We start from the raw sequence: 26,014 nt of genomic DNA on the forward strand, positions 1-26,014 counted from the left end.
CTGTCGGAGTTAGACCTGTTGGGCACCTGAACCATGCCGTTAAAAAACAAAGTTCAGGCGCCCCTATGACGAATACCAGCAATACAGAGGCTGGAATTACTCTTCTTCCAGCTCGATGTTGATACCCAGCGAGCGGATTTCTTTCAACAATACGTTGAAGGATTCCGGCATGCCTGGTTCCATCTGATGGTTGCCGTCCACGATGTTCTTATACATCTTGGTACGACCATTTACGTCATCAGACTTAACGGTCAACATTTCCTGCAAGGTATAAGCCGCACCATAAGCTTCCAGCGCCCACACTTCCATCTCACCGAAGCGTTGGCCACCGAACTGCGCCTTACCACCCAGCGGCTGCTGAGTAACCAGGCTGTAAGAACCGGTAGAACGCGCGTGCATCTTATCGTCAACCAAGTGGTTCAGCTTCAGCATGTACATGTAGCCCACCGTAACCTGACGCTCAAATTGCTCACCGGTACGTCCATCGTACAGGGTAATCTGACCGGAGGTCGGGATACCGCCCATCTGCAACAGTTCCTTAATCTCTTTCTCTTTTGCACCGTCGAATACCGGCGTTGCAATCGGCATCCCTTTCTTCAGGTTTTCTGCCAGACGCACGACTTCTTCGTCAGAGAAAGTACTCAGGTCGACTTTTTGACGCACATCGTCGCCCAAGTCATAGGCTTTCTGGATAAACTCACGCAGTTTGGACACTTCTTCGTGCCGCTTGAGCATGGCGTTAATCTTGTCGCCGATACCTTTAGCCGCCATACCCAGGTGGGTTTCCAGAATCTGACCGATATTCATACGTGAAGGTACGCCCAGCGGGTTCAATACGATATCGACCGGTACGCCGTTCTCATCGTAGGGCATATCCTCGATCGGGTTGATCTTGGAGATAACACCCTTGTTCCCGTGACGACCCGCCATCTTGTCACCCGGTTGGATCTGACGTTTAACGGCCAGATAAACCTTAACGATTTTCAGCACGCCCGGCGCCAGATCGTCACCCTGGGTGATTTTGCGGCGCTTAGCTTCAAGTTTTTTCTCAAACTCGTGCTTCAGCTCATCATACTGTTCCGCCAACTGTTCTAACTGATTCTGTTTCTCTTCATCAGTCAGACCCAGTTCCAACCAGCGCTCGCGCGGCAATTTGTCCAGTTTTTCAGCTTCCACACCGCCAGAAACCAGCACGGCGTGAATACGGGCAAACAAACCCGCTTCCAGAATTTGCAGTTCTTCAGTCAGGTCTTTCTTCACCTGCTTGAGCTGCATTTCTTCGATTTCCAACGCACGCTTGTCTTTTTCCACGCCGTCGCGGGTAAAGACCTGCACATCGATAACCGTACCGGAAACGCCGTTTGGTACGCGCAGAGAAGAGTCTTTAACGTCAGACGCCTTCTCACCGAAGATCGCACGCAGCAGCTTTTCTTCCGGCGTAAGTTGGGTTTCACCTTTCGGGGTTACCTTACCGACCAGAATATCACCGCCGGTCACTTCCGCACCGATATAAACAATACCGGACTCATCCAGCTTGGAAAGCGCGGCTTCACCCACATTCGGGATATCCGCGGTAATTTCCTCCGGCCCCAGTTTGGTGTCGCGAGATACGCAAGCCAGTTCCTGGATGTGAATAGTGGTAAAGCGATCTTCCTGAACCACACGCTCGGAAACGAGGATGGAGTCTTCAAAGTTGTAACCGTTCCACGGCATAAACGCCACGCGCATGTTTTGACCCAGCGCCAGCTCACCCAGATCGGTGGATGGGCCATCAGCCAGAACGTCGCCGCGTTCAACCGGTTCGCCCAGAGACACGCACGGCATCTGGCTGATGCAGGTGTTCTGGTTAGAACGGGTGTATTTTGTCAGGTTATAGATGTCGATCCCGGCTTCACCCGGATACATCTCATCGTCATTCACGCGGATGACGATACGTGAAGCATCAACGTATTGTACCGTACCACCGCGTTTTGCTACGGCTGTTACACCGGAGTCAACCGCAACGGCGCGTTCCATACCCGTACCAACCAGCGGCTTGTCAGCACGCAGAGTAGGAACGGCCTGACGTTGCATGTTCGCACCCATCAATGCACGGTTGGCGTCATCGTGTTCCAGGAATGGGATCAGTGAAGCACCGACAGAGACAACCTGCTGTGTAGAAACGTCCATATATTCAACCTGATCGCGGCTGAACAAGCTAGACTCGCCTTTATTACGGCAGGTCACCAGTTCATCGATGAAACGACCTTCTTCATCGAGATTGGTGTTCGCCTGCGCGATAACGAAGTTACCTTCCTCTATCGCTGACAGGTAATGGATCTCATCCGTCACCACATTGTCACGCACGCGACGATACGGGGTTTCCAGGAAACCATATTCGTTGGTTTGTGCGTAAACGGACAGGGAGTTAATCAGGCCGATATTCGGACCTTCTGGCGTTTCGATTGGACAAACACGGCCATAGTGAGTCGGGTGTACGTCTCGAACTTCAAAGCCTGCGCGTTCACGGGTCAAACCACCTGGGCCCAGTGCGGAGATACGGCGTTTATGCGTAATCTCGGACAACGGGTTGTTCTGATCCATAAACTGTGACAGTTGACTTGAACCAAAGAACTCTTTCACCGCAGCCGAAATCGGCTTGGCATTGATCATATCCTGAGGCATCAGCGTATCGAGATCGCCCAGGGACAGACGCTCTTTCACCGCACGCTCTACACGGACTAGACCAACGCGGAACTGGTTTTCCGCCATTTCGCCAACAGAACGAATGCGACGGTTGCCGAGGTGGTCGATATCGTCCACTTCACCTTTGCCGTTACGGATATCAATGAGTTTTTTCATCACGTCAATGATGTCTTCTTTGCTCAGAATACCCGAACCTTCGATCTCTTCACGCAGCAGAGAACGGTTGAACTTCATACGCCCGACCGCAGACAAGTCATAGCGGTCTTCGGAGAAGAACAGATTCTCAAACAGCGTTTCCGCTGCTTCTCGCGTTGGTGGCTCACCAGGGCGCATCATGCGGTAAATTTCAACCAATGAGCTCAGACGATCGCTGGATGGATCGACGCGCAAGGTTTCAGAAATATACGGCCCGTGATCCAGATCGTTGGTGAACAGCGTTTCAATACGTTTGTGACCTGATTGGCTCAGCTTGGCCAGCAGATCCATCGACAGCTCCATATTGGCTGCGCCGATCAGTTCGCCTGTGCTTTCGTCGATGTAATCTTTGGAAAGCACTTTACCAACAATGTATTCAACCGGAACTTCAATGCGCTCAATCCCGTCTTTCTCTAACTGACGGATATGGCGGGCGGTAATACGACGGCCTTTTTCAATGTAGACCTTGCCGTTTGCTTCAATATCGAATGAAGCCGTTTCGCCACGCAGACGTTCAGGAACCAGATCCATCTGCAATTTATTGCCATTGATTTCATAGACAATTTTATCGAAGAAAAGATCAAGAATCTGCTCGGCGGAGTAACTCAGCGCACGCAGAATAATGGTCGCAGGCAATTTGCGGCGACGGTCAATACGGACAAACAGGTTATCCTTCGGATCAAACTCAAAATCCAGCCATGAACCACGGTAAGGAATAATACGTGCGTTATACAGCACCTTACCTGAAGAGTGGGTTTTACCTTTATCGCTATCGAAGAATACACCCGGACTACGGTGCAACTGGGAAACGATAACACGCTCAGTCCCGTTAATCACAAAAGTACCGTTATCGGTCATGAGCGGGATTTCGCCCATGTAAACTTCTTGTTCTTTGATGTCTTTAACGGTGCCTTCAGGCGCTTCACGTTCGTATATCACCAGGCGCAGTTTTACACGCAGCGGCGCAGAAAACGTCACGCCACGGATCTGACATTCTTTAACGTCAAATACCGGTTCTCCCAGGCGATAGCTAACGTATTGCAGCTCTGAATTGCCGCTATAGCTTTGTATGGGGAAAACAGAACGGAATGCAGCTTCCAAACCGTACTGACCTTCCGGATCTTGCTCGATAAACTTCTGAAACGAGTCAAGCTGGATAGAAAGGAGATAAGGTATGTCCAAAACCTGTGGACGTTTACCAAAATCCTTGCGAATGCGTTTTTTCTCGGTATAGGAGTAAACCATAGGGTTCCTCAGCTAGCTGACAAGTCGAACCACTCTGTCCGTCCTAACAAGGACAGTTCATGCAACACTATTTATGTTGGTCGGAAAATGAAGATCTTTCCGTAATACGTCTTTCTATTACTCTTAAACCATTTCATTGCTCTTGCTCAGGCAGGGAACCCACGCAGGGAAGCAGTATATTAAGTCGTCAATAGAAAAAGATATTTGGGAAAATCAATGGCTAAACAGTGTGAAATCCCATTGATACCCTACAGCGCAAAAAGGCTGGTGACTAAAAAGTCACCAGCCATCAGCCTAATAAATCAGGCTGTAACCTGAAAGGGTTGGCTTATTTGACTTCAACTTCTGCGCCAGCTTCTTCCAGTGCTTTCTTCAGAGCTTCAGCATCATCTTTGCTAACGCCTTCTTTCAGCGCTGCCGGAGCGGATTCAACCAGATCTTTGGCTTCTTTCAAGCCCAGACCAGTTGCGCCACGAACGGCTTTGATTACGGCAACTTTATTAGCGCCGATAGCTTTCAGCACAACGTCGAACTCAGTTTTTTCTTCAGCAGCTTCAGCCGGGCCAGCAGCAACAGCTACAGCAGCGGCGGCAGAAACACCGAATTTTTCTTCCATAGCGGAAACCAGCTCAACAACATCCATTACAGACATCGCGGCTACTGCTTCCAGAATTTGATCTTTAGTGATAGACATAACAATTGTTCCTAAGAATCAGAAATAGTTTATACGTTAGCAAGTGCGGAAGAGAAAAAAGAGCAATTAAGCGGCTTCTTTCTGATCGCGTACGGCAGCCAAGGTGCGGACCAGTTTGCCGGCAGCGGCTTCTTTCATGGTCGACATCAGACGTGCCAGTGCTTCTTCGTAAGTCGGCAGCGTTGCCAGACGGTCAATTTGAGCCGCCGGGATCAGCTCGCCTTCAAAGGCTGCAGCTTTGACCTCAAATTTTGCATTCGCTTTAGCGAATTCTTTGAACAGACGAGCTGCCGCGCCCGGGTGTTCTAAAGAGTATGCAATCAGGGTCGGACCAACAAACGTGTCTTTCAGGCATTCAAATTGAGTGCCTTCAACGACGCGGCGCAGCAGGGTGTTACGAACAACACGCATGTAAACGCCAGCTTCACGACCTGCTTTACGCAGTTCAGTCATTTTATCTACGGTCACGCCACGGGAATCCGCAACAACCGCAGACAGCGCACCTTTGGCTACTTCGCTGACTTCAGCAACAATCGCTTGTTTGTCTTGAAGATTTAATGCCATTAGCTTTTGCTCCTGGATTTAGCCGGAGGAACTCCCCCGGAACTCACATCACCTATCGCCGAAACGGAGATAAGCGCTTAAACACGGTGAGCAGAATCCAGCAAAGACTATTCTTCATAGAAAGAAAAAATAATGTTCTTCAGGCTCTGTCACCGTCTACGCAGGAAAATTAAGTTTCCAATGAAACACCTGCGGTCTTGGACGGAGGCCTGGATAGGCCAGGCTCCAACCGAAAATTCTTCTTTAATTCCGCTAACGGAACAACGGGCGTAAGATTATAGGTAAATCTCACACCCGAGTAAAGCGAAACAAAAGCGATTAGTTAGCGACTGCGCTCAGACCGCTCTGGTCAACCGCAACGCCTGCACCCATAGTGGTAGACAGGCTAACCTTTTTGATGTACACACCTTTCGCCTGAGAAGGTTTCGCTTTTTTCAGCGCAACCAGCAGAGCTTCCAGGTTTTCTTTCAGTTGGTTTGAATCGAAATCAACCTTGCCGATAGTGGTATGGATGATACCGTTTTTGTCATTGCGGTAACGAACCTGACCGGCTTTAGCATTTTTAACTGCTTCAGCAACGTTAGGCGTTACAGTACCCACTTTCGGGTTCGGCATCAGGCCACGTGGCCCCAGAACCTGGCCTAACTGGCCGACAACGCGCATTGCATCCGGGGAAGCAATAACTACGTCAAAGTTCATTTCACCTTTCTTAATCAGATCGGCCAGATCTTCCATACCTACCAGTTCAGCGCCAGCAGCTTTAGCCGCTTCAGCGTTTGCGCCCTGGGTGAAGACGGCAACGCGAACAGAACGACCGGTGCCATGAGGCAGAACGGTGGCGCCACGAACGTTTTGGTCAGATTTACGTGCATCAATGCCGAGGTTAACGGCAACGTCTACACTTTCTACAAACTTAGCAGTGGCCAGCTCTTTGAGCAGAGCAACGGCTTCGTTGATGTCATACTGTTTGGTTACATCAACTTTTTCACGGATCACGCGCAGGCGCTTGGTCAGCTTAGCCATTTATTAATCCTCCACTACCAGGCCCATGGAACGAGCAGTACCAGCGATAGAACGCGCCATAGCGTCTACGTCGGCACCAGTCATGTCCGCAGCTTTGGTTTCTGCGATTTCACGAACCTGAGCACTCGTTACTTTACCGACTTTGTCTTTGTTCGGCTTACCGGAACCAGACTTGATACCAGCCGCTTTCTTCAGCAGAACAGCTGCCGGAGGCGTTTTGGTAACGAAGGTAAAAGAACGGTCAGAATAAACGGTAATAACCACTGGAATCGGCAGACCTTTTTCAATGCTTTCAGTTTTAGCATTGAACGCCTTACAAAATTCCATGATGTTTACACCTTGCTGACCCAGAGCCGGACCTACCGGTGGACTCGGGTTAGCCATACCAGCTGCAACCTGCAACTTGACATAGGCTTGTACTTTCTTGGCCATTTAAACATTCCTCGAATGGGTAATAACGCCTTGCAGAAAGGCTCCCCGTGGTTTTATTACGCTTCAGGCGCAATCAGCACCCGAAAAACAAAGGCGCGAAATTGTAGATTAATTTCGCGCCAGAGGCAAGCAGCTATTAACATAGCTAGCGACGTTCGATAAATCAGCCTTTTTCGACTTGGCTAAAGTCTAGCTCTACAGGGGTCGCACGACCGAAAATAGAAACCGACACTTTAAGGCGGCTCTTCTCGTAATCGACTTCTTCAACCACACCGTTGAAATCAGCAAACGGCCCATCATTGACACGAACCATTTCACCCGGCTCGAACAGCGTTTTCGGACGTGGTTTATCACCCACCTGTTGGAGACGATTCATAATCGCATCCACTTCCTTATCACTGATCGGCGCTGGACGGTCCGAGGTGCCGCCAATAAACCCCATCACGCGAGGAACACTGCGAACCAAGTGCCAGCTGGCATCTTCCATAACCATCTGCACTAACACATAACCAGGGAAAAATTTACGTTCGCTCTTGCGACGCTGGCCGCCACGGATTTCAACCACTTCTTCGGTTGGCACCATGACCTCACCAAACAGATCTTCCATGTTATGGAGCTTGATGTGCTCACGCAACGACTGGGCCACGCGGCCTTCAAAACCAGAAAACGCCTGCACGACGTACCAACGCTTTTTTGGGGCTTCAGACATCTTAGAACCTCAGGCCAGTGATAAACGATACCAAACGGACCAGAATACCATCCAGCCCCCACAAAATCAGTGACATCACGGCAGTAACCGCGGCAACGATCAACGTGGTATGTAACGTTTCCTGGCGAGTCGGCCAAATCACTTTACGTACTTCGGTACGAGCTTCACGGGCAAACGTTACTGTTGCTTTGCCTTTCGTGGTCAGCAGTGCCACACCACCGGCTGCGGCGATCAGAACGACAACAGCTAATGCTCGCAGGGGCAGACTAAATTCACGGTAGTAGTAGTTGCCGACAATCGCAACTACCAGCAGGACAGCCACTACCAGCCATTTAATCGCTTCCAGGCCACGCCCGCTACCCTGAGCTTCGGTATTCGCACTCATAAACCAACCTGTCACAATAATTCAGACAAATAACTTTACCCCGCAAAGCAGGGCAAACCAAACCGAAAGATGTTCTTTAAAACGAATAATTCGGTATTTACGCCGTACCTATAGAGCCCATCTCACCAATGATTATATCTCACAATCGCTGATGAGATAGGTTCTACTATGACAGCGTAGAAAAGGGCATCAAATGATGCCCTTTTATCGCGTATCACGTCAAACGTTATCAGCAATTAAGCAATAACTTTGGCAACAACGCCCGCGCCGACAGTTCGACCGCCTTCACGGATGGCGAAACGCAGACCGTCATCCATCGCGATTGGCGCTATCAGGTTTACCACCATCTTGATGTTGTCCCCTGGCATTACCATCTCTACCCCTTCCGGCAGTTCGATGGTGCCGGTCACGTCAGTTGTTCGGAAGTAGAACTGCGGACGGTAGCCTTTGAAGAACGGCGTATGACGCCCCCCTTCATCTTTGCTCAGGATATACACTTCTGATTCAAACTGGGTGTGCGGCTTGATTGAACCCGGTTTAGCCAGTACCTGACCACGCTCTACGTCATCACGTTTAGTACCGCGCAACAGAACACCAACGTTCTCCCCTGCACGGCCTTCGTCCAGCAGTTTGCGGAACATTTCCACGCCGGTACAAGTGGTTTTCGTGGTGTCTTTGATGCCCACGATTTCAACTTCTTCACCCACTTTAACGATACCACGCTCTACACGACCGGTCACAACCGTGCCACGCCCGGAAATAGAGAACACGTCTTCGATCGGCAGTAGGAACGGCTTGTCAATCGCACGCTCCGGTTCTGGTATGTAGTTGTCCAGCGCTTCAGCCAGCTCGATGATTTTCGCTTCCCACTCTGCATCGCCTTCCAGCGCTTTCAGCGCGGAGCCGCGGATCACAGGCGTGTCGTCACCCGGGAAGTCGTATTGAGACAGCAGTTCGCGAACTTCCATCTCCACCAGTTCCAGCAGTTCTTCGTCATCAACCATGTCACATTTGTTCAGGAACACGATGATGAAAGGAACGCCTACCTGACGACCCAGCAGGATGTGCTCGCGCGTCTGCGGCATCGGGCCGTCAGTGGCGGCAACAACCAGGATCGCGCCGTCCATCTGGGCTGCGCCGGTGATCATGTTTTTCACGTAGTCGGCGTGCCCTGGGCAGTCAACGTGCGCGTAGTGACGGGTCGGGGTATCGTATTCAACGTGAGACGTGTTGATGGTGATACCACGGGCTTTTTCTTCCGGTGCATTATCGATCTGGTCGAATGCACGTGCGCTACCACCGTAGGTTTTAGCCAGAACGGTGGTGATAGCGGCGGTCAGCGTTGTTTTACCATGGTCAACGTGGCCGATAGTACCGACGTTAACGTGCGGTTTTGTACGTTCAAATTTTTCTTTAGACATCGATTGTCCCTCTAAGACACGGATAAATCGGTGGTATCACCACATCAACCAAGCAGTTGCTTGCTGAATTTTTTAACAGAAGAAAATCAGGAGGAATAATAAAGAAGTGGTGCTGATAGGCAGATTCGAACTGCCGACCTCACCCTTACCAAGGGTGCGCTCTACCAACTGAGCTATATCAGCACATCTTGGAGCGGGCAGTGGGAATCGAACCCACATCATCAGCTTGGAAGGCTGAGGTAATAGCCATTATACGATGCCCGCATCCTGGAACTCGGCTACCTGATTTTTCTGTAGATTTTGAACTCGGGGAATAAATTTCACACACCCCTTCATTCATCGATCCGGCTTAGTGTTACATACCGTATCGAGTTTATCCTGTCACCAGGATTGAATTTGGTGGTGGGGGAAGGATTCGAACCTTCGAAGTCTGTGACGGCAGATTTACAGTCTGCTCCCTTTGGCCGCTCGGGAACCCCACCTGATTGTGTACTTGATGGTGCCGGCTGCCGGAATCGAACTGGCGACCTACTGATTACAAGTCAGTTGCTCTACCTACTGAGCTAAGCCGGCATCAAGTGCTGCGCATTCTAGGTAGACCGAACGACCTATGCAACAAAAAAATTGCGTAAAATGCGCTATCGCTTAGATTTTATCCAAATTTGAACATCAATTCACAATACCATCAAGAATTCGCGCAAGGAACAGGCACATTTAATAAAATCCCAAAGTGCAAACGGTCAAATTTAACCCATATTCTTTGCACCAAAGATGCAACATCAGCATCTTGGAAAGACGTTTTTTGAGCCAAAAGATCACATTTAAGGCATTTAAACCTGGAACGGATATTGCCTTATCAAAGTTTTTATCCACCGCTCAGGAGATAACCTATGAAAATCGCATCACTCAATGTGGCTACTCTGCCCGTTTATCGCGGAGAACTTGCCGCTTCACTGGTAGATGCCGTGGCTAAAAGCACTCGGTTGGATTGCTAATTTCATAATCTACGACCTTTCTTTAACAAAAGGTGAGCGCGTGTTGTGGATACTCCGTGAGCTTGAAGGTGTTATCGCCGGCGTACAATGGGAGCTATGCCAGAAACCAAACGGACACAATCGGGCGGAAATTCAAAAGTTATTGGTACATAGCCGTGCCCGCAGGATGGGCGTAAGGAGACAGTTGATACGCGTGTTGGAAAGAACCGCGCTACTCCAGCAACGTGGCTTAATTTATTTGGATACACAGGCTGGTTCATCTGCGGAAGCTTTTTATCGGGCACTCGGGTATCGCTATCTGGGGAAACTACCAGATTATGCCTGTACTCCTGATGGCGATTCAATTAACATCTCACGGCCATCTACAACAAACATTTCTTCGCTGTGAATCTCATAGAACGATCCATAGCAAGATGATGCTTACCACAATGCCCTTAAAAAAAAAGCATTGAGTATCAAACTGATTTTCTCTTCTTTTTTTCATCAGCAAAGTGGTAATCTGCGTGTAATAGGAAATTACTATATGAGGAAAAGATTCGACAGCCTGAGTTGAGTAGACTTTACTATGTGTGCATTCAACCTAGATAGGCTGAAGTCCCTTTTCCTACCTGTATAAGCAGGCTGAATCAGACTCATGAGAAATAGAGAGCAATCTTTGGCTACGCCATATCTACAGTTTAATCGCCTCCAATGGGCGGCCTTACGTGACTCGGTCCCATTGATATTGACAGAAGAAGAGATAGTTAAACTTAAAGGGATTAACGAAGACTTGTCACTGGATGAAGTCGCTGAAATCTACCTTCCTTTATCACGCCTGCTTAATTTCTATATCAGCTCTAACTTACGCCGTCAGGCCGTTTTGGAGCAATTTCTGGGAACCGACGGCCAAAAGATCCCTTATATTATTGGTATTGCAGGCAGCGTCGCGGTCGGTAAAAGCACCACTGCACGCGTATTGCAGGCATTACTCAGCCGCTGGCCAGAACATCGAAGTGTTGAACTGATTACTACCGATGGATTTCTTCATCCAAACAAAGTATTAAAAGATCGTAATTTGATGAAGAAAAAAGGGTTCCCGCAATCTTATGACATACATAGCCTGGTTAAATTCGTCTCTGATATTAAATCAGGCGCTCCTAAAGTCATTGCTCCCACCTATTCACATCTAATCTATGATATCGTTCCCGATAATAATAAAGTTCTGGATCAACCTGATATTTTAATTTTGGAAGGCCTAAATGTGCTGCAAAGTGGAATGGACTACCCACATGATCCACATAGAGTTTTTGTTTCTGACTTTGTTGATTTTTCAATTTACGTTGATGCACCAGAAGAACTTTTAAAAACATGGTATATCAATCGCTTTCTGAAGTTCAGACAAGGTGCATTTTCAGATCCGAACTCTTACTTCCATAGTTATGCAAAACTGACAGAAAAAGAAGCGATTGGGATCGCCTCACAACTTTGGCAGGATATTAATGGACTTAATTTAAAAGAGAATATTCTTCCTACCCGTGAAAGAGCGAGTCTTATTATGACCAAGAGTTCAAATCATGCTGTGGAATATGTTCGATTGAGAAAATAACTATCAGAATCTCATGAGGGAATCGTTATACCCCCGCTGACCACCGCTTTGGCGTTTTTCCAGTATCAGTGTTTCGATTCGTTTGCCGGTAATCCACCGTTATATTTGAAGTGGTCAACTAAAACTGGCCACCGCTTTAGAGTTTTTCCAGTATCGGTTTTCCGATTCGTTTGGTGGTAACCCACCGTTATATTCGTGTGGCCTGAGCGCACTGTAATACCCAACGATATAGTCCGTTATTGCACTGGTAGCATCGTTGAAGCTTGTGTAACCAGTCACCGGCACCCACTCGTTCTTCAGACTTCTAAAGAAGCGTTCCATCGGACTATTATCCCAGCAGTTTCCACGACGACTCATACTCTGCCTGATCCGGTACCGCCACAGTGACTGCCGGAACTGCCTGCTTGTGTAATGGCTGCCCTGATCGCTGTGGAACATCACCCCGGCTGGTTTGCCGCGAACTTCCCACGCCATTTCTAGCGCTTTGATGGTCAGTCTGCTGTCCGGTGAGAACGACATTGCCCAGCCCACCGGTTTCCTCGCGAACAGGTCGAGAACAACGGCGAGGTATGCCCAGCGCTTACCTGTCCAGATATACGTCACGTCGCCGCACCACACCTGATTAGGCTCTGTCACTGCGAACTGACGCTCAAGGTGATTCGGGATAGCGATGTGTTCATGGCCACCGCGTTTATACCGATGGATGGGCTGCTGACAACTGACCAGCCCCAGCTCTTTCATGAGTCTGCCGGCAAGCCAGCGCCCCATCAGGAAGCCTCTGAGCGTTGCCATTGCGGCGATACTCCTTGCCCCGGCTGAGCCATGACTAATGTTGTATAGTTCCTGAACCTGACTGCGTAACTCTGTATGCTTTCTGTCCGGCTTATCAGGACGGCATTTCCAGTATTTATAGCTGCTGCGGTGAACCTCAAATACGTGACAGAGTGTAGCCACGGGATAACGCGCCCTGAGTTTTCTGATTAACGAGAACTGTTCAGGGAGTCTGACATCAAGAGCGCGGTAGCCTTTTTTAATATTTCATTTTCCATTTCAATACGTTGTGGTTTTTTCTTCAACTCACGTATTTCAATTTGCTCCGGGGTAATAGGGGAAGCTTTCGGTGTTTTTCCCTGTCGTTCATCCCGTAATTGTCTGACCCATCGGGTCATTGTTGAAAGGCCAATATCCATGGCTTTTGCTGCTTCAGCAACGGTGTAGCTCTGCTCGACAACCAACTGAGCTGCTTCACGTTTGAACTCTGCACTAAAATTTCTTTTTTTCATTGGAGCACCTGTGTTGTTCTGAGGTGAGCATATCACCTCTGTTCAGGTGGCCAAATTCAGTGTGCCACTTCATAATCAGCTATAACACCAGGATGCTTATCGACGTTAACCGTACGAATTTTATTACCGTTATGAGCTATAACGCAGATGCTTGTTTTCTTTTGAGAAACATCAAGTCCAATGAAGGTTGTCATGGCGGCCACCTCAGATATCACATGCCGGGATCATTTTAAGATTACAGCATGTGATTATCACGCCAGCCTTCCCGCCTGAGCATCACGTGTACCCTGTGGTAACCGTAATGCACCCGGGTTTCGGTGATCTCCCGAATGCGCAAGCGCAGCGCGCTATCGTCTGCGGCCACAGAACGATAGCGGAATGAGCTGCGACTGACGCGTAGCGCAAAGCAAACCTGCCTCTCGCTGGCTCCGTAACGGGCCTGCAAATCCCTGACCCATTCGCGCAGACGTGCCAGCGTCAGATCTTTTTTGCCAACACGTCCTGTAGCATGGCTTTATCGAGGCTCAGGTCGGCAACCAGCTTCTTCAGCCTGAGATTCTCTTCTTCCAACTGCCGCATGTGTTTCAGTTCTGAAGGGGAGATCCCGCCGTATTTCTTACGCCACGTGTAAAAAGTGGCATCGGAGATACCCAGCTTGCGGCAGACGTCCGGCACTGATGTACCCAGTTCAGCCTGCTTAAGGGCAAAAACAATCTGTTCTTCAGTGAATCGTGACTTTTTCATCGGCACAGCCTCCGTTCAGGGGAGTGTTTATCATGCCGGAATTCTGTTTCTGAATGGAGCAGGATTTTGGGTCAGGGTCAGTGTCAGTGTCAGTGTCTTTCCCTGTCGTTCGTCCCGTAATTGTCTGACCCATCGGGTCATTGTTGAAAGGCCAGCATCCATAGCTTTTGCAGCTTCACTTGTTTAAACACCACGCAACGTAATCTCACCACCAAGATAAGGTGTTAACACGCCCCCACTTTCCAGCAACAGAGCACCTTGCCGATCAATACCTCTGTCAACACCATATATTTCTCGATTACCAATGATCAATTTGATGGGGCGATTGAAATAATTATCCAGTGTCTCCCACCTGGAGATAAAAAACTCTAGCCCACGCTGTTCAAAAGTCGCAAGTGCCGAGCGAAGTTCTGAAATCAAGCTTGATGCCAATGCATTACGATCTATTGTAATTCCAGCTTCCTGCAAATTTATCCATCCTTGATTAATTACGTCATTTACCGGGTCACGCATTCGTAGATTAATGCCTGCACCAATAACTAGATGTGCAGCATCCCCGGTTTTTCCCGTCAGCTCTACAAGAATACCTGCCAGTTTTCTATCATTTAAATACAAGTCATTAGGCCACTTTACCCGAACGCCTTCTGCTCCCAGTTTATGTAATACTTCTGCCATCACCATGCCAATGACCAAGCTTACACCTACCGCTGCCGCAGGCCCTTGTTCCAAGCGCCAATATAAAGAAAAATATAAATTAGCCCCAAAAGGAGAATACCATTGTCTACCTCTCCTACCTCGCCCGGATTGCTGATATTCAGCGATACAAGCATCTCCTGAGGACAGTGAGTTTAACCTATCTAAAATGTATTGATTTGTCGAATCAATGACCGGCAAAACCGTGATACCGCCTTCGGGTAAAACACTTCGAATTTTTTTCTCGTCCAATAATTGCATCGGCGCAGTTAAACAATATCCTTTTCCGGTTATGGTAAAAACATCGATTCCCCAATCCCGGATCGTCTGGATATGTTTATTGATCGCTGCCCGACTCATTCCCATCATTTCACCCAAGAGCTCACCTGAGTAAAACTCACCATTCGATAGGACCTGAATGAGTTTGAGAGGAACTTTAATATCTCTCATAACAATACCTCAACGGCATTTACCTCTCCATGTGCAGCAACAAAACGCACTTCAGGCTCAAGCCAGACATTGAATTTACTGGCGACCTGATAGCGAACATGGCGTGCTAAATCAACAATATCTGCACTTATCGCATTGTCTTTATTTATCAGTACCAATGCCTGCTGGCTGTGAACCGCAGCGCCACCGATTTGAAAACCTTTTAAATGGCATTGTTCGATCAGCCAACCTGCTGCAAGTTTTACCTTCCCTTCCGGCTGCGGATAGTGAGGTGCATTTGGGTATTTTTTTAAAATAAGTTCAGCATGCTGTTGTGTAACAACAGGGTTCTTAAAGAAACTACCGGCATTACCTGTAATTGCTGGATCAGGAAGTTTGCTACGCCTCATGTGGCATACTGAATCAAAGATTTGTTGTGGTGTAACCGTGGCAGGATCTAGTTTCGTCAAACCACCATAGCTTAATATTGGATGCCAATCTTTCCTCAGATAAAAACCTACCGCAGTGATAGCAAATCCATTACGATATTGATGCTTGAATATGCTTTCACGATAAGCAAACCGACAATCGGCGGCATCTAGACGCTGTACTGTTCCTTTGGAAAGATCCAATAGATCAACATATTCACATACATGCTGAAGTTCTTTACCGTAAGCGCCAATATTCTGAATCGGCGCGGACCCCACGCAGCCGGGAATTAACGCCAGATTCTCAAGCCCAGCAATGCCTCGTTTAAGCGTATATTCAACTAAATAATGCCAATTTTCGCCAGCGCCAACGCAGAGATGCCAGCCCTCGCGATCCTCGGTTACCACAATACCTTTAAGACGATTAAGCAAAACTGTACCGGCAAAGTCTTCCAAAAAAAGGACATTACTCCCTTCACCCAGCAATAAGACTGGCTTATGCGATGAAATAGCTGATTGCCATCCATTGATTAACAACGCCTGTGTATCAGCCACAATGATAGATGACGTAGATACCGATAATGAAAAGGAATTATAAGGTTTTAGTGATATGACATCATTCGCCATCGCATTCATACTCATTGGTTTAGATACGTCATAGTTTATCCGATCCGAGTCGGATATCAGCGTTGTTTTATACATGCTGTTGCTACGAGTGGACAGCTAAAAGGCAAATTCCGTTTCATTGGCAATGGTTATTACAGACAAAACAAGGCAACGTTCGCTTCCAGAAGCACTTCTCATAACCGGCCCCAACGCAAAAAGCCCCATGCTTTCGCATGAGGCCTTCTGTTTTATTTGATGCCTGGCAGTTCCCTACTCTCACATGGGGAGACCCCACACTACCATCGGCGCTACGGCGTTTCACTGCTGAGTTCGGCATGGGGTCAGGTGGGACCACCGCGCTATCGCCGCCAGGCAAATTCTTTTCCGTCCCGACCGTCATGCGCCTTTCCTCTCGCACAACCACCGGAACCTATCACGGAACAAGCTGACTATCTCTTCTCTCTCAAAACACCTTCGGCGTTGTAAGGTTAAGCCTCTCGGGTCATTAGTACTGGTCAGCTCAACGTATCGCTACGCTTACACATCCAGCCTATCCACGTCGTCGTCTTCAACGGCCCTTATGGGGACCTAAAGTCCCAGGGAAGACTCATCTCGAGGCAAGTTTCCCGCTTAGATGCTTTCAGCGGTTATCTCTTCCGCACTTAGCTACCGGGCAATGCAATTGGCATCACAACCCGTACACCAGCGGTGCGTTCACTCCGGTCCTCTCGTACTAGGAGCAACCCCTCTCAGTCTTCCAACGCCCACGGCAGATAGGGACCGAACTGTCTCACGACGTTCTAAACCCAGCTCGCGTACCACTTTAAATGGCGAACAGCCATACCCTTGGGACCTACTTCAGCCCCAGGATGTGATGAGCCGACATCGAGGTGCCAAACACCGCCGTCGATATGAACTCTTGGGCGGTATCAGCCTGTTATCCCCGGAGTACCTTTTATCCGTTGAGCGATGGCCCTTCCATTCAGAACCACCGGATCACTAAGACCTGCTTTCGCACCTGCTCGAGCCGTCACTCTCGCAGTCAAGCCAGCTTATGCCTTTGCACTAACCTCCTGATGTCCGACCAGGATTAGCTGACCTTCGTGCTCCTCCGTTACGCTTTGGGAGGAGACCGCCCCAGTCAAACTACCCACCAGACACTGTCCGCGACCCCGCTCAGGGGCCCACGTTAGAACATCAAACATTAAAGGGTGGTATTTCAAGGTCGGCTCCACGCAGACTGGCGTCCGCATTTCGCAGCCTCCCACCTATCCTACACATCAAGGCTCAAGGTTCAGTGTCAAGCTATAGTAAAGGTTCACGGGGTCTTTCCGTCTTGCCGCGGGTACACTGCATCTTCACAGCGAGTTCAATTTCACTGAGTCTCGGGTGGAGACAGCCTGGCCATCATTACGCCATTCGTGCAGGTCGGAACTTACCCGACAAGGAATTTCGCTACCTTAGGACCGTTATAGTTACGGCCGCCGTTTACCGGGGCTTCGATCAAGAGCTTCGCCTTGCGGCTGACCCCATCAATTAACCTTCCGGCACCGGGCAGGCGTCACACCGTATACGTCCACTTTCGTGTTTGCACAGTGCTGTGTTTTTATTAAACAGTTGCAGCCAGCTGGTATCTGCGACTGGTCTCAGCTCCGTCCGCGAGGGACTTCACCAAATCCAGCGTGCCTTCTCCCGAAGTTACGGCACCATTTTGCCTAGTTCCTTCACCCGAGTTCTCTCAAGCGCCTGAGTATTCTCTACCTGACCACCTGTGTCGGTTTGGGGTACGATTGCGTGTTACCTGGTGCTTAGAGGCTTTTCCTGGAAGCGTAGCATCGGTTACTTCGCCACCTTGGTGGCTCGTCGTCACGCCTCAGTGTTAATGACGACCCGGATTTTCCAGGGTCATCCACCTTCACGCTTAAACCGGGACTACCGTCGCCCGGCCAACCTAGCTTTCTCCGTCCCCCCTTCGCAGTAACACCCAGTACAGGAATATTAACCTGTTTCCCATCGACTACGCTTTTCAGCCTCGCCTTAGGGGTCGACTCACCCTGCCCCGATTAACGTTGGACAGGAACCCTTGGTCTTCCGGCGAGCGGGTTTTTCACCCGCTTTATCGTTACTTATGTCAGCATTCGCACTTCTGATACCTCCAGCAGCCCTCGCAGGCCACCTTCGCAGGCTTACAGAACGCTCCCCTACCCAACAATATCGCTATTGCTGCCGCAGCTTCGGTGCATGGTTTAGCCCCGTTACATCTTCCGCGCAGGCCGACTCGACCAGTGAGCTATTACGCTTTCTTTAAATGATGGCTGCTTCTAAGCCAACATCCTGGCTGTCTGGGCCTTCCCACATCGTTTCCCACTTAACCATGACTTTGGGACCTTAGCTGGCGGTCTGGGTTGTTTCCCTCTTCACGACGGACGTTAGCACCCGCCGTGTGTCTCCCGTGATAACATTCTTCGGTATTCGCAGTTTGCATCGGGTTGGTAAGTCGGGATGACCCCCTAGCCGAAACAGTGCTCTACCCCCGAAGATGAATTCACGAGGCGCTACCTAAATAGCTTTCGGGGAGAACCAGCTATCTCCCGGTTTGATTGGCCTTTCACCCCCAGCCACAAGTCATCCGCTAATTTTTCAACATTAGTCGGTTCGGTCCTCCAGTTAGTGTTACCCAACCTTCAACCTGCCCATGGCTAGATCACCGGGTTTCGGGTCTATACCCTGCAACTTAACGCCCAGTTAAGACTCGGTTTCCCTGCGGCTCCCCTATTCGGTTAACCTTGCTACAGAATATAAGTCGCTGACCCATTATACAAAAGGTACGCAGTCACCCCCCATTAAGAGAGGCTCCCACTGCTTGTACGTACACGGTTTCAGGTTCTGTTTCACTCCCCTCGCCGGGGTTCTTTTCGCCTTTCCCTCACGGTACTGGTTCACTATCGGTCAGTCAGGAGTATTTAGCCTTGGAGGATGGTCCCCCCATCTTCAGACAGGATGTCTCGTGTCCCGCCCTACTCATCGAACTCACCGTCTGTGCCTTTTCGTGTACGGGGCTGTCACCCTTTGTTGCGCGACTTTCCAGACGCTTCCACTAAGGCACAAACTGATTCAGGTTCTGGGCTTCTCCCCGTTCGCTCGCCGCTACTGGGGGAATCTCGGTTGATTTCTTTTCCTCGGGGTACTGAGATGTTTCAGTTCCCCCGGTTCGCCTCGTTTGACTATGGATTCATCAAACGATGATGCACTAGTGCACCGGGTTTCCCCATTCGGGTATCGTCGGGTATTACGGCTCATATCGCCTTGCCGACGCTTATCGCAGATTAGCACGCCCTTCATCGCCTCTGACTGCCTAGGCATCCACCGTGTACGCTTAGTCGCTTAACCTCACAACCCGAAGGTGTCTTTGATTCTTCAAAGCCTCTTCGCGCCGTGATTATTGAGAGACTCTGATGCGACCGCCTTTTTATCGCTAAAGACTCATGCCGCCGCATCGTTTCAATTTTCAGCTTGTTCCAGATTGTTAAAGAGCAATATCGCAAACCCTGACTATCGCTAGTCAGTTTTAAGATAAAAGATAAGCATGAACACTTACTGAAGACCCCCGCTTTCACCGGAATGGTCGGATGCGCTGGCGTCCCCTAGGGGATTCGAACCCCTGTTACCGCCGTGAAAGGGCGGTGTCCTGGGCCTCTAGACGAAGGGGACACGACACCGTACTTTGTTGACGCTTTTGCTCGTTATTTTCATCAGACAATCTGTGTGAGCACTTCACTCAATCCGCTCTGCTGGTAAGGAGGTGATCCAACCGCAGGTTCCCCTACGGTTACCTTGTTACGACTTCACCCCAGTCATGAATCACAAAGTGGTAAGCGCCCCCCCGAAGGTTAAGCTACCTACTTCTTTTGCAACCCACTCCCATGGTGTGACGGGCGGTGTGTACAAGGCCCGGGAACGTATTCACCGTAGCATTCTGATCTACGATTACTAGCGATTCCGACTTCATGGAGTCGAGTTGCAGACTCCAATCCGGACTACGACGCACTTTATGAGGTCCGCTCACCCTCGCAGGCTCGCTTCTCTTTGTATGCGCCATTGTAGCACGTGTGTAGCCCTACTCGTAAGGGCCATGATGACTTGACGTCATCCCCACCTTCCTCCGGTTTATCACCGGCAGTCTCCTTTGAGTTCCCGACCGAATCGCTGGCAACAAAGGATAAGGGTTGCGCTCGTTGCGGGACTTAACCCAACATTTCACAACACGAGCTGACGACAGCCATGCAGCACCTGTCTCAGAGCTCCCTAAGGCACAACCTCATCTCTGAAGTCTTCTCTGGATGTCAAGAGTAGGTAAGGTTCTTCGCGTTGCATCGAATTAAACCACATGCTCCACCGCTTGTGCGGGCCCCCGTCAATTCATTTGAGTTTTAACCTTGCGGCCGTACTCCCCAGGCGGTCGACTTAACGCGTTAGCTCCGGAAGCCACGGTTCTGGACCACAGCCTCCAAGTCGACATCGTTTACGGCGTGGACTACCAGGGTATCTAATCCTGTTTGCTCCCCACGCTTTCGCACCTGAGCGTCAGTCTTCGTCCAGGGGGCCGCCTTCGCCACCGGTATTCCTCCAGATCTCTACGCATTTCACCGCTACACCTGGAATTCTACCCCCCTCTACGAGACTCCAGCCTGTCAGTTTTGAATGCAGTTCCCGGGTTAAGCCCGGGGATTTCACATCCAACTTAACAGACCGCCTGCGTGCGCTTTACGCCCAGTCATTCCGATTAACGCTTGCACCCTCCGTATTACCGCGGCTGCTGGCACGGAGTTAGCCGGTGCTTCTTCTGCGGGTAACGTCAATGAAAAAGTCTCTTAAACCTTTCCCCTTCCTCCCCGCTGAAAGTGCTTTACAACCCGAAGGCCTTCTTCACACACGCGGCATGGCTGCATCAGGGTTTCCCCCATTGTGCAATATTCCCCACTGCTGCCTCCCGTAGGAGTCTGGACCGTGTCTCAGTTCCAGTGTGGCTGGTCATCCTCTCAGACCAGCTAGGGATCGTCGCCTAGGTGGGCCATTACCCCGCCTACTAGCTAATCCCATCTGGGTTCATCCGATGGCGTGAGGCCCGAAGGTCCCCCACTTTGGTCTTGCGACGTCATGCGGTATTAGCCACCGTTTCCAGTGGTTATCCCCCTCCATCAGGCAGATCCCCAGACATTACTCACCCGTCCGCCGCTCGCCGGCAAAGTAGCAAGCTACTTCCCGCTGCCGCTCGACTTGCATGTGTTAGGCCTGCCGCCAGCGTTCAATCTGAGCCATGATCAAACTCTTCAATTTAAGAATGGTTTGATTCGCTAAGTGAATAGCTTTGCTCAAAGAATCAATAACTGTTTATTCGTAATGAATTTACTGTCAGTCACTCTTCAAGACTTGGTATATCTTTGAGATACGGTCTTGTGAGTGCCCACACAGATTGTCTGATTAAATTGTTAAAGAGCGGTGCCGCATTATCCTGCGGCGCGGGCCGCATAATCTACGCGGTTCCGCTGTAAAGTCAAGCGATTGATGCCCGACTTCATGCTGCCCTCACAACCGCGTTGCCGCCGTTCCCGGGTCAGTGGAGGCGCATTATAGGGACTTCACGGCGGCTTACAAGCGCTAAATGCGAAAAAACTGTCGATCGCCTACAATTTACCCATTAGCGTATTAAAGTGGCAATCTTTCTAACGAAAAGAAGCCATAACGCTGCAACACTGGCCATAGGGTGGCAACTTTAGGTGTAATCGCCAGGCAATAAACCAGATTTTTTTCTGTTGAGAGTGCGGGACGTCTAAGATTAGCGACCAGCCACGCGGTTCTTCTAGCGATTGCCGAACCTGAATCCACCAGCCGCGTCCCATCGGGTAACGCCATTTGCAATTCTTCTGCCAGTAATGGGAAATGTGTACATCCAAGCACAACCGTATCCGGTGGCTCAGGTAAACGTAGCCAGGGGCGCAAAAGATTTTGCAAATCGGCAATTGAGATAGTCTCCCCCTGCAATTTTGCTTCCGCCAATTCAACCAGCTCTGATGAGCCGAGTGATAATATCTGGCAATCATGCGCAAAACGGGCGATAAGTTCGTGCGTATAAGGACGCTGCACCGTCGCACGGGTCGCCAGCAGGCCAACAATGCCATTACGCGTCAGTTTCGCCGCCGGTTTAACCGCAGGAACCACACCCACTACAGGGAAAGTAAAACGCTCACGCAAGGCGGGAAGAGAAATGGTACTGGCGGTGTTACAGGCAATCACAACCAATGCCAGTTGATGACGCTGCTGAATGGCAGTAACGATCTCGACAACACGTTCGACAATAAACTGTCTTGGCTTTTCACCGTAGGGAAACGCTTCATTATCGAATGCATAAATATAATGGAGATCCGGCAAAAGTTGCCGGATCTCATCATAAACAGACAACCCGCCCACGCCGGAGTCAAACACCAGAACCGTAGGTCGGGATAGCAGATCAGAAGGTATAGCTTCCGGTGAGATAGTATTCTCGCCCTGCCGTTCGGTAGCCATATGCCGTCTCGTACTCTTTATCAAACAGGTTGGCAATTCTACCACGAACCGTTAGTTGAGAGGTTATCGGATATGACGCGGCGAAATCGACCGTGCTGTAGCTTGGGAGGCGACGTTGATGAGAGTTAAACAGATTTGGGCTGTTATCGTATCGTTTACCGTTGTACTGATAAGCGATATTTATATCGACATCAAACATAGTCCAGTCAATCTGATAAGAAGCTTTTTGCTTGGATCGACGTGACAACACGCTATTATCCGAATCCCGTCTTGGGTTCAGGTATTCTAATATTAAACGATGACTAAATATCCCTGTATCAATGTAACCCGTCCACTCAATGCCTTTCAGGGTTGCTTTATCCGTATTGAAATACTTGTTAGTCGTAAAATCGTAATCTATAAGGTTATCAATTTTGTTGCGATAAGCGGATAAACGCCATGATAGCGGTCCCGTGAGGCCTTCCAGCCCGGCTTCCCATTGGGATGACTCTTCTGCTTTAATATCTTCATTACCCCAAGTACCGTATATCTGACCGAATGCGGGGGCACGAAACGCAGTACCATAAGACACAATGAAACGATAGTCCGGCATAAACGCCCAACCCGCGGCGGCCTGCCAAGTATTATGCCGATCGTATTGGCTACTCTCGTCTGTACGTATAGCCCCTTCTAACGTCACTTGCTCAAAATACTGCTGTTGGGCGGTAATATAAAGCCCCGTATTATCGCGCGTATGTCCTTGATTACTCGTACCCGGTTTGTTTTCTTCTCTACGCCAATCAACGCCAGCACTGACCGAACCATTTAGAATCTGTAGCGTATTGCCCCACAATAAACTTTGTTGCGTAACTTCATTTAACGAGTAGCCGGGAACATAATTACCTCTGGCAGATTCAAAATTATAATCTTTGTACGTCTGGTAGCTTCCAATAAGCTGCGATGCAAAATCGCTATGCTGGAATCGTAGACCGCCATCAAAATTTCGGCTGTATAACTGTCGCTCATCGCTGGAGTCCGCAACAACCTGATCATAATCGGTTTTATTACCGTAACCATACAAACGCGCAAAACCCGAAAATGAATCGCTGAATCTCTGTTCTACGCTTCCCCAAAGGGCCTTACTACGAAAACCGTCATTATCGTTATCGGCTGGAACGGATGATGCAGAGTACACATTAAAACCCCGCATCTCTTCAAAAGAGCCCGCTAAACTTAGCGCAGTATTATCACCAATATGCTGTCGTATGCTGCCATCATAGAGTTGATATTTATTTGAGCCAACGCCAGCCTCTAGTTTTCCGCCGTCAGTTCCTTTCCGAGTAATGATATTTATCACTCCGCCGATGGCCTCCGGGCCGTAAACGGCTGAGCGAGGTCCCCGGATATACTCGATACGTTGCACCAAAGACATCGGTATCTGATTAAAATCCACGCTGCCGGTAACGCCAGGTGAAGCCATTCGAATGCCGTCAATCAGGACGAGTATATGGCTGGAATTTGCGCCACGAATGAACATCGACGCACTTTGTCCACGTCCACCATTCTGTGCGATATCCACCCCAGGAAGCCTCCGCATAACATCGGTCAGGCTTTTAACCTGCCAACGCTCAATATCATCGCGAGTAACAATATCCATTGGGGCAAGTACAGAGGAAACAGGTTGCTGGAAGCGATTTGCCGTTATTACCATGTTTTCAGAAGAGTTTTGCGATAAATTGCCGTCTTGCGTCCAAGCAGGAAAAGCTGTGACAGAAAGCGCTGTCAGCAGCGTTGTTTGTTTAAACATGAATCGAGCATCCAAACCATATATCAAGGATGCCGCATTACCACGATCGATAGCACGCGATGGTCATGGTGACTGCGACGTATACCGGCAGGTCTTCGGGCTTGGGTGCCGTTGTTACCATGACTCAAAGCGAAGGCATGGTTAACAACAAAGAGCGATGACTTCCCATCTTTAAAAAGACAGTGTCTGCAATCATGCTATTGCTCTGGCTTTCCCTTACCGCTGCGCGTCAGCTCCAGATTCACACTGGATTCCCTTTTAACTCGTGATACGAGGCCGGACGCACATGCTACGATCGCGCTATGCAGATGTCTAGACTGCCATTTCGTTGCAAGACGATCACGCAACAAAACTGGACTTCCCAGCGGGATTCCCTACAATTCCCCGCCAATAAGCCCTTTCTAGACGCTGTTCGGACGAGAAAACCATGACGCCAGAAATCCTGCCTATCGATCAATATGACGACCAGCTTGCACAAAAGACTGAACGTCTGTGCGGGATGATGGCGCCTTTTAATGCCCCGCGGCCTGCGGTTTTCCGCTCGCCCGTCAGCCACTATCGGATGCGGGCGGAATTCCGCATCTGGCATGACGGCGACGAGCTCTATCACATCATGTTTGATCAGCAGACAAAACAGCGGATCCGGGTCGATCAATTTCCCGCCGCCAGTGAACTGATTAACCATCTGATGCCCGCGCTGATTAGCGCATTGCGGCCTAACCCGGTCCTGCGCCGCAGGCTGTTCCAGATTGATTATTTATCCACGCTGAGCGGCGAGGTAGCGGTATCGCTGTTATATCACCGCGCGCTGGACGATGTGTGGCGTCAGCATGCCGATGCGCTGCGCGCGAGTCTGCGCGCGCAAGGCTTCCGCTTACAGCTCATTGGGCGTGCGACAAAAACCAAAATTTGCCTCGAACGGGATTACGTTGACGAATGTTTGCCCGTGGCGGGCCGGAATATGATTTATCGTCAGGTAGAGAACAGTTTTACTCAACCTAACGCGGCAATGAATATTCAGATGCTGGAATGGGCGTTGGAGGCGACTGAAGGATCAAAAGGGGATTTGCTGGAGCTTTACTGCGGTAACGGAAACTTTTCGCTGGCGCTGGCTCGAAATTTTGATCGGGTACTGGCCACCGAAATCGCCAAACCTTCCGTCGCGGCGGCGCAACATAACATTGCGGCAAACCAGATTGGTAACGTACAGATTATCCGTATGGCGGCAGAAGAGTTCACTCAGGCAATGCAAGGCGTACGAAAGTTTAATCGATTGGAGGGTATCGATCTGACGAGCTATCAGTGTGAAACCATTTTCGTCGATCCGCCGCGTAGCGGGCTTGATTCGGAAACAGTCAGATTGGTACAGGCTTACCCGCGCATTCTTTATATTTCCTGCAACCCGGAAACGCTGTGCCACAACCTGGAAACACTGAACGAAACCCATCAAATTCGCCGTCTGGCGCTGTTTGATCAGTTCCCTTATACCCATCATATGGAATGCGGCGTGCTTTTGGAAAAACGTTCGTAATTCAAACTTGCCGCTGG

16 protein-coding genes, 5 tRNA genes, 3 rRNA genes, 2 pseudogenes and 1 riboswitch are annotated in these 26,014 nt (G+C 49.7%); of the genes and pseudogenes, 3 read left to right on the forward strand and 23 right to left on the reverse strand.

All coding sequences use genetic code 11. From position 1 onward, the window contains the following. Positions 1–96: 96 nt before the first annotated feature. The 12 genes from rpoB to EH207_RS16520 all read right to left on the reverse strand — a co-directional run bounded on the left by rpoB (position 97) and on the right by EH207_RS16520 (position 9,926). Positions 97–4,125 (reverse strand): DNA-directed RNA polymerase subunit beta, encoded by a 4,029-nt coding sequence (rpoB, locus tag EH207_RS16465; protein WP_137714955.1) that lies wholly within the window; start codon positions 4,123–4,125, stop codon positions 97–99. A 328-nt stretch (positions 4,126–4,453) separates the two neighbouring features. Beyond that, a complete protein-coding gene (gene rplL / locus EH207_RS16470) occupies positions 4,454–4,819 on the reverse strand; it encodes a 50S ribosomal protein L7/L12 (protein WP_137714956.1) in 366 nt (121 codons plus the stop codon). 66 nt (positions 4,820–4,885) lie between these two features. Next, positions 4,886–5,383 carry a 50S ribosomal protein L10 gene (rplJ, locus tag EH207_RS16475; RefSeq protein ID WP_137714957.1) on the reverse strand — a complete coding sequence of 166 codons (498 nt, stop codon included), beginning with the start codon at positions 5,381–5,383 and terminating at the stop codon, positions 4,886–4,888. Positions 5,384–5,701: 318 nt separating this feature from the next. Further along, positions 5,702–6,406 carry a 50S ribosomal protein L1 gene (gene rplA / locus EH207_RS16480; protein ID WP_137714958.1) on the reverse strand — a complete coding sequence of 235 codons (705 nt, stop codon included), beginning with the start codon at positions 6,404–6,406 and terminating at the stop codon, positions 5,702–5,704. Positions 6,407–6,409: 3 nt separating this feature from the next. Continuing rightward, positions 6,410–6,838, reverse strand: a complete 429-nt coding sequence (gene rplK / locus EH207_RS16485) for a 50S ribosomal protein L11 (RefSeq protein WP_109491412.1) — start codon at positions 6,836–6,838, stop codon at positions 6,410–6,412. Between the two features lie 163 nt (positions 6,839–7,001). Beyond that, a complete protein-coding gene (nusG, locus tag EH207_RS16490) occupies positions 7,002–7,547 on the reverse strand; it encodes a transcription termination/antitermination protein NusG (RefSeq protein WP_048636588.1) in 546 nt (181 codons plus the stop codon). A gap of 1 nt (position 7,548) precedes the next feature. Further along, the gene (gene secE, locus EH207_RS16495; RefSeq protein WP_137714959.1) at positions 7,549–7,932 is read right to left on the reverse strand and encodes a preprotein translocase subunit SecE; all 384 of its coding nucleotides are present in this window, start codon (positions 7,930–7,932) and stop codon (positions 7,549–7,551) included. Between the two features lie 236 nt (positions 7,933–8,168). Next, a complete protein-coding gene (gene tuf, locus EH207_RS16500; RefSeq protein WP_137712293.1) occupies positions 8,169–9,353 on the reverse strand; it encodes an elongation factor Tu in 1,185 nt (394 codons plus the stop codon). 107 nt (positions 9,354–9,460) lie between these two features. Then, positions 9,461–9,536: transfer RNA gene (locus EH207_RS16505), tRNA-Thr, on the reverse strand. Positions 9,537–9,542: 6 nt separating this feature from the next. Then, positions 9,543–9,617 (reverse strand) — tRNA-Gly (locus tag EH207_RS16510). 133 nt (positions 9,618–9,750) lie between these two features. Next, a tRNA-Tyr gene (locus EH207_RS16515) sits at positions 9,751–9,835 on the reverse strand. Positions 9,836–9,850: 15 nt separating this feature from the next. Next, positions 9,851–9,926: transfer RNA gene (locus EH207_RS16520), tRNA-Thr, on the reverse strand. 317 nt (positions 9,927–10,243) lie between these two features. Between EH207_RS16520 and EH207_RS18460 the strand changes: the two are divergent. Beyond that, positions 10,244–10,765: pseudogene (locus tag EH207_RS18460) on the forward strand (GNAT family N-acetyltransferase). Positions 10,766–10,982: 217 nt separating this feature from the next. Continuing rightward, positions 10,983–11,933 carry a type I pantothenate kinase gene (coaA, locus tag EH207_RS16530; RefSeq protein WP_137714960.1) on the forward strand — a complete coding sequence of 317 codons (951 nt, stop codon included), beginning with the start codon at positions 10,983–10,985 and terminating at the stop codon, positions 11,931–11,933. Between the two features lie 114 nt (positions 11,934–12,047). Here coaA and EH207_RS16535 read toward each other — a convergent pair. From EH207_RS16535 to btuB, 11 genes and pseudogenes are all read right to left on the reverse strand, one after another. Then, positions 12,048–13,216 (reverse strand): IS3 family transposase gene (locus tag EH207_RS16535; RefSeq protein ID WP_137714961.1). Its coding sequence is split into 2 segments (ribosomal slippage): positions 12,048–12,967 and positions 12,967–13,216, totalling 1,170 coding nucleotides; the frame shifts between segments, so codons are not numbered across the junction. A 56-nt stretch (positions 13,217–13,272) separates the two neighbouring features. Continuing rightward, positions 13,273–13,410, reverse strand: a complete 138-nt coding sequence (locus EH207_RS18210; protein ID WP_175413702.1) for a hypothetical protein — start codon at positions 13,408–13,410, stop codon at positions 13,273–13,275. Positions 13,411–13,463: 53 nt separating this feature from the next. Further along, positions 13,464–13,960 (reverse strand): annotated as a pseudogene (locus EH207_RS16540) (transposase); the annotation flags it as partial. A 183-nt stretch (positions 13,961–14,143) separates the two neighbouring features. Next, positions 14,144–15,103, reverse strand: a complete 960-nt coding sequence (gene birA / locus EH207_RS16545; protein WP_137714962.1) for a bifunctional biotin--[acetyl-CoA-carboxylase] ligase/biotin operon repressor BirA — start codon at positions 15,101–15,103, stop codon at positions 14,144–14,146. After that, positions 15,100–16,137, reverse strand: coding sequence for a UDP-N-acetylmuramate dehydrogenase (murB, locus tag EH207_RS16550; RefSeq protein WP_137714963.1), 1,038 nt, complete (start codon positions 16,135–16,137; stop codon positions 15,100–15,102). The genes birA and murB overlap by 4 nt, the downstream gene beginning before the upstream one ends. A gap of 236 nt (positions 16,138–16,373) precedes the next feature. After that, positions 16,374–16,489, reverse strand: a 5S ribosomal RNA gene (rrf, locus tag EH207_RS16555). Between the two features lie 111 nt (positions 16,490–16,600). Then, positions 16,601–19,506: ribosomal RNA gene (locus EH207_RS16560) — 23S ribosomal RNA — on the reverse strand. 245 nt (positions 19,507–19,751) lie between these two features. Beyond that, positions 19,752–19,827: transfer RNA gene (locus tag EH207_RS16565), tRNA-Glu, on the reverse strand. Positions 19,828–19,911: 84 nt separating this feature from the next. Then, positions 19,912–21,453 (reverse strand): 16S ribosomal RNA (locus EH207_RS16570). The 16S, 23S and 5S rRNA genes sit together here with 1 tRNA gene alongside, the layout of an rRNA operon. 369 nt (positions 21,454–21,822) lie before the next feature. Further along, positions 21,823–22,680, reverse strand: a complete 858-nt coding sequence (murI, locus tag EH207_RS16575; protein WP_137714964.1) for a glutamate racemase — start codon at positions 22,678–22,680, stop codon at positions 21,823–21,825. Next, on the reverse strand, positions 22,625–24,466 hold the full coding sequence (gene btuB / locus EH207_RS16580) for a TonB-dependent vitamin B12 receptor BtuB (RefSeq protein ID WP_137714965.1): 1,842 nt from the start codon (positions 24,464–24,466) through the stop codon (positions 22,625–22,627). The genes murI and btuB overlap by 56 nt, the downstream gene beginning before the upstream one ends. A 69-nt stretch (positions 24,467–24,535) precedes the next feature. Then, positions 24,536–24,759, reverse strand: a riboswitch (cobalamin riboswitch). A gap of 134 nt (positions 24,760–24,893) precedes the next feature. On the opposite strand from btuB, the gene trmA reads away from it, so the two are divergent. Next, positions 24,894–25,997 (forward strand): tRNA (uridine(54)-C5)-methyltransferase TrmA, encoded by a 1,104-nt coding sequence (gene trmA / locus EH207_RS16585; protein ID WP_137714966.1) that lies wholly within the window; start codon positions 24,894–24,896, stop codon positions 25,995–25,997. Positions 25,998–26,014 lie beyond the last annotated feature (17 nt).

The organism is Brenneria rubrifaciens, from assembly GCF_005484945.1.
Classification (GTDB): Bacteria; Pseudomonadota; Gammaproteobacteria; order Enterobacterales; family Enterobacteriaceae; genus Brenneria; species Brenneria rubrifaciens.

Coding starts and splice junctions, on each gene's coding strand:
- rpoB (WP_137714955.1), bottom strand. CDS start 4,125: ATGGTTTACTCCTATACCGAGAAAAAACGCATTCGCAAGGATTTTGGT.
- rplL (WP_137714956.1), bottom strand. CDS start 4,819: ATGTCTATCACTAAAGATCAAATTCTGGAAGCAGTAGCCGCGATGTCT.
- rplJ (WP_137714957.1), bottom strand. CDS start 5,383: ATGGCATTAAATCTTCAAGACAAACAAGCGATTGTTGCTGAAGTCAGC.
- rplA (WP_137714958.1), bottom strand. CDS start 6,406: ATGGCTAAGCTGACCAAGCGCCTGCGCGTGATCCGTGAAAAAGTTGAT.
- rplK (WP_109491412.1), bottom strand. CDS start 6,838: ATGGCCAAGAAAGTACAAGCCTATGTCAAGTTGCAGGTTGCAGCTGGT.
- nusG (WP_048636588.1), bottom strand. CDS start 7,547: ATGTCTGAAGCCCCAAAAAAGCGTTGGTACGTCGTGCAGGCGTTTTCT.
- secE (WP_137714959.1), bottom strand. CDS start 7,932: ATGAGTGCGAATACCGAAGCTCAGGGTAGCGGGCGTGGCCTGGAAGCG.
- tuf (WP_137712293.1), bottom strand. CDS start 9,353: ATGTCTAAAGAAAAATTTGAACGTACAAAACCGCACGTTAACGTCGGT.
- coaA (WP_137714960.1), top strand. CDS start 10,983: ATGAGAAATAGAGAGCAATCTTTGGCTACGCCATATCTACAGTTTAAT.
- EH207_RS18210 (WP_175413702.1), bottom strand. CDS start 13,410: ATGACAACCTTCATTGGACTTGATGTTTCTCAAAAGAAAACAAGCATC.
- birA (WP_137714962.1), bottom strand. CDS start 15,103: ATGAGAGATATTAAAGTTCCTCTCAAACTCATTCAGGTCCTATCGAAT.
- murB (WP_137714963.1), bottom strand. CDS start 16,137: ATGGCGAATGATGTCATATCACTAAAACCTTATAATTCCTTTTCATTA.
- murI (WP_137714964.1), bottom strand. CDS start 22,680: ATGGCTACCGAACGGCAGGGCGAGAATACTATCTCACCGGAAGCTATA.
- btuB (WP_137714965.1), bottom strand. CDS start 24,466: ATGTTTAAACAAACAACGCTGCTGACAGCGCTTTCTGTCACAGCTTTT.
- trmA (WP_137714966.1), top strand. CDS start 24,894: ATGACGCCAGAAATCCTGCCTATCGATCAATATGACGACCAGCTTGCA.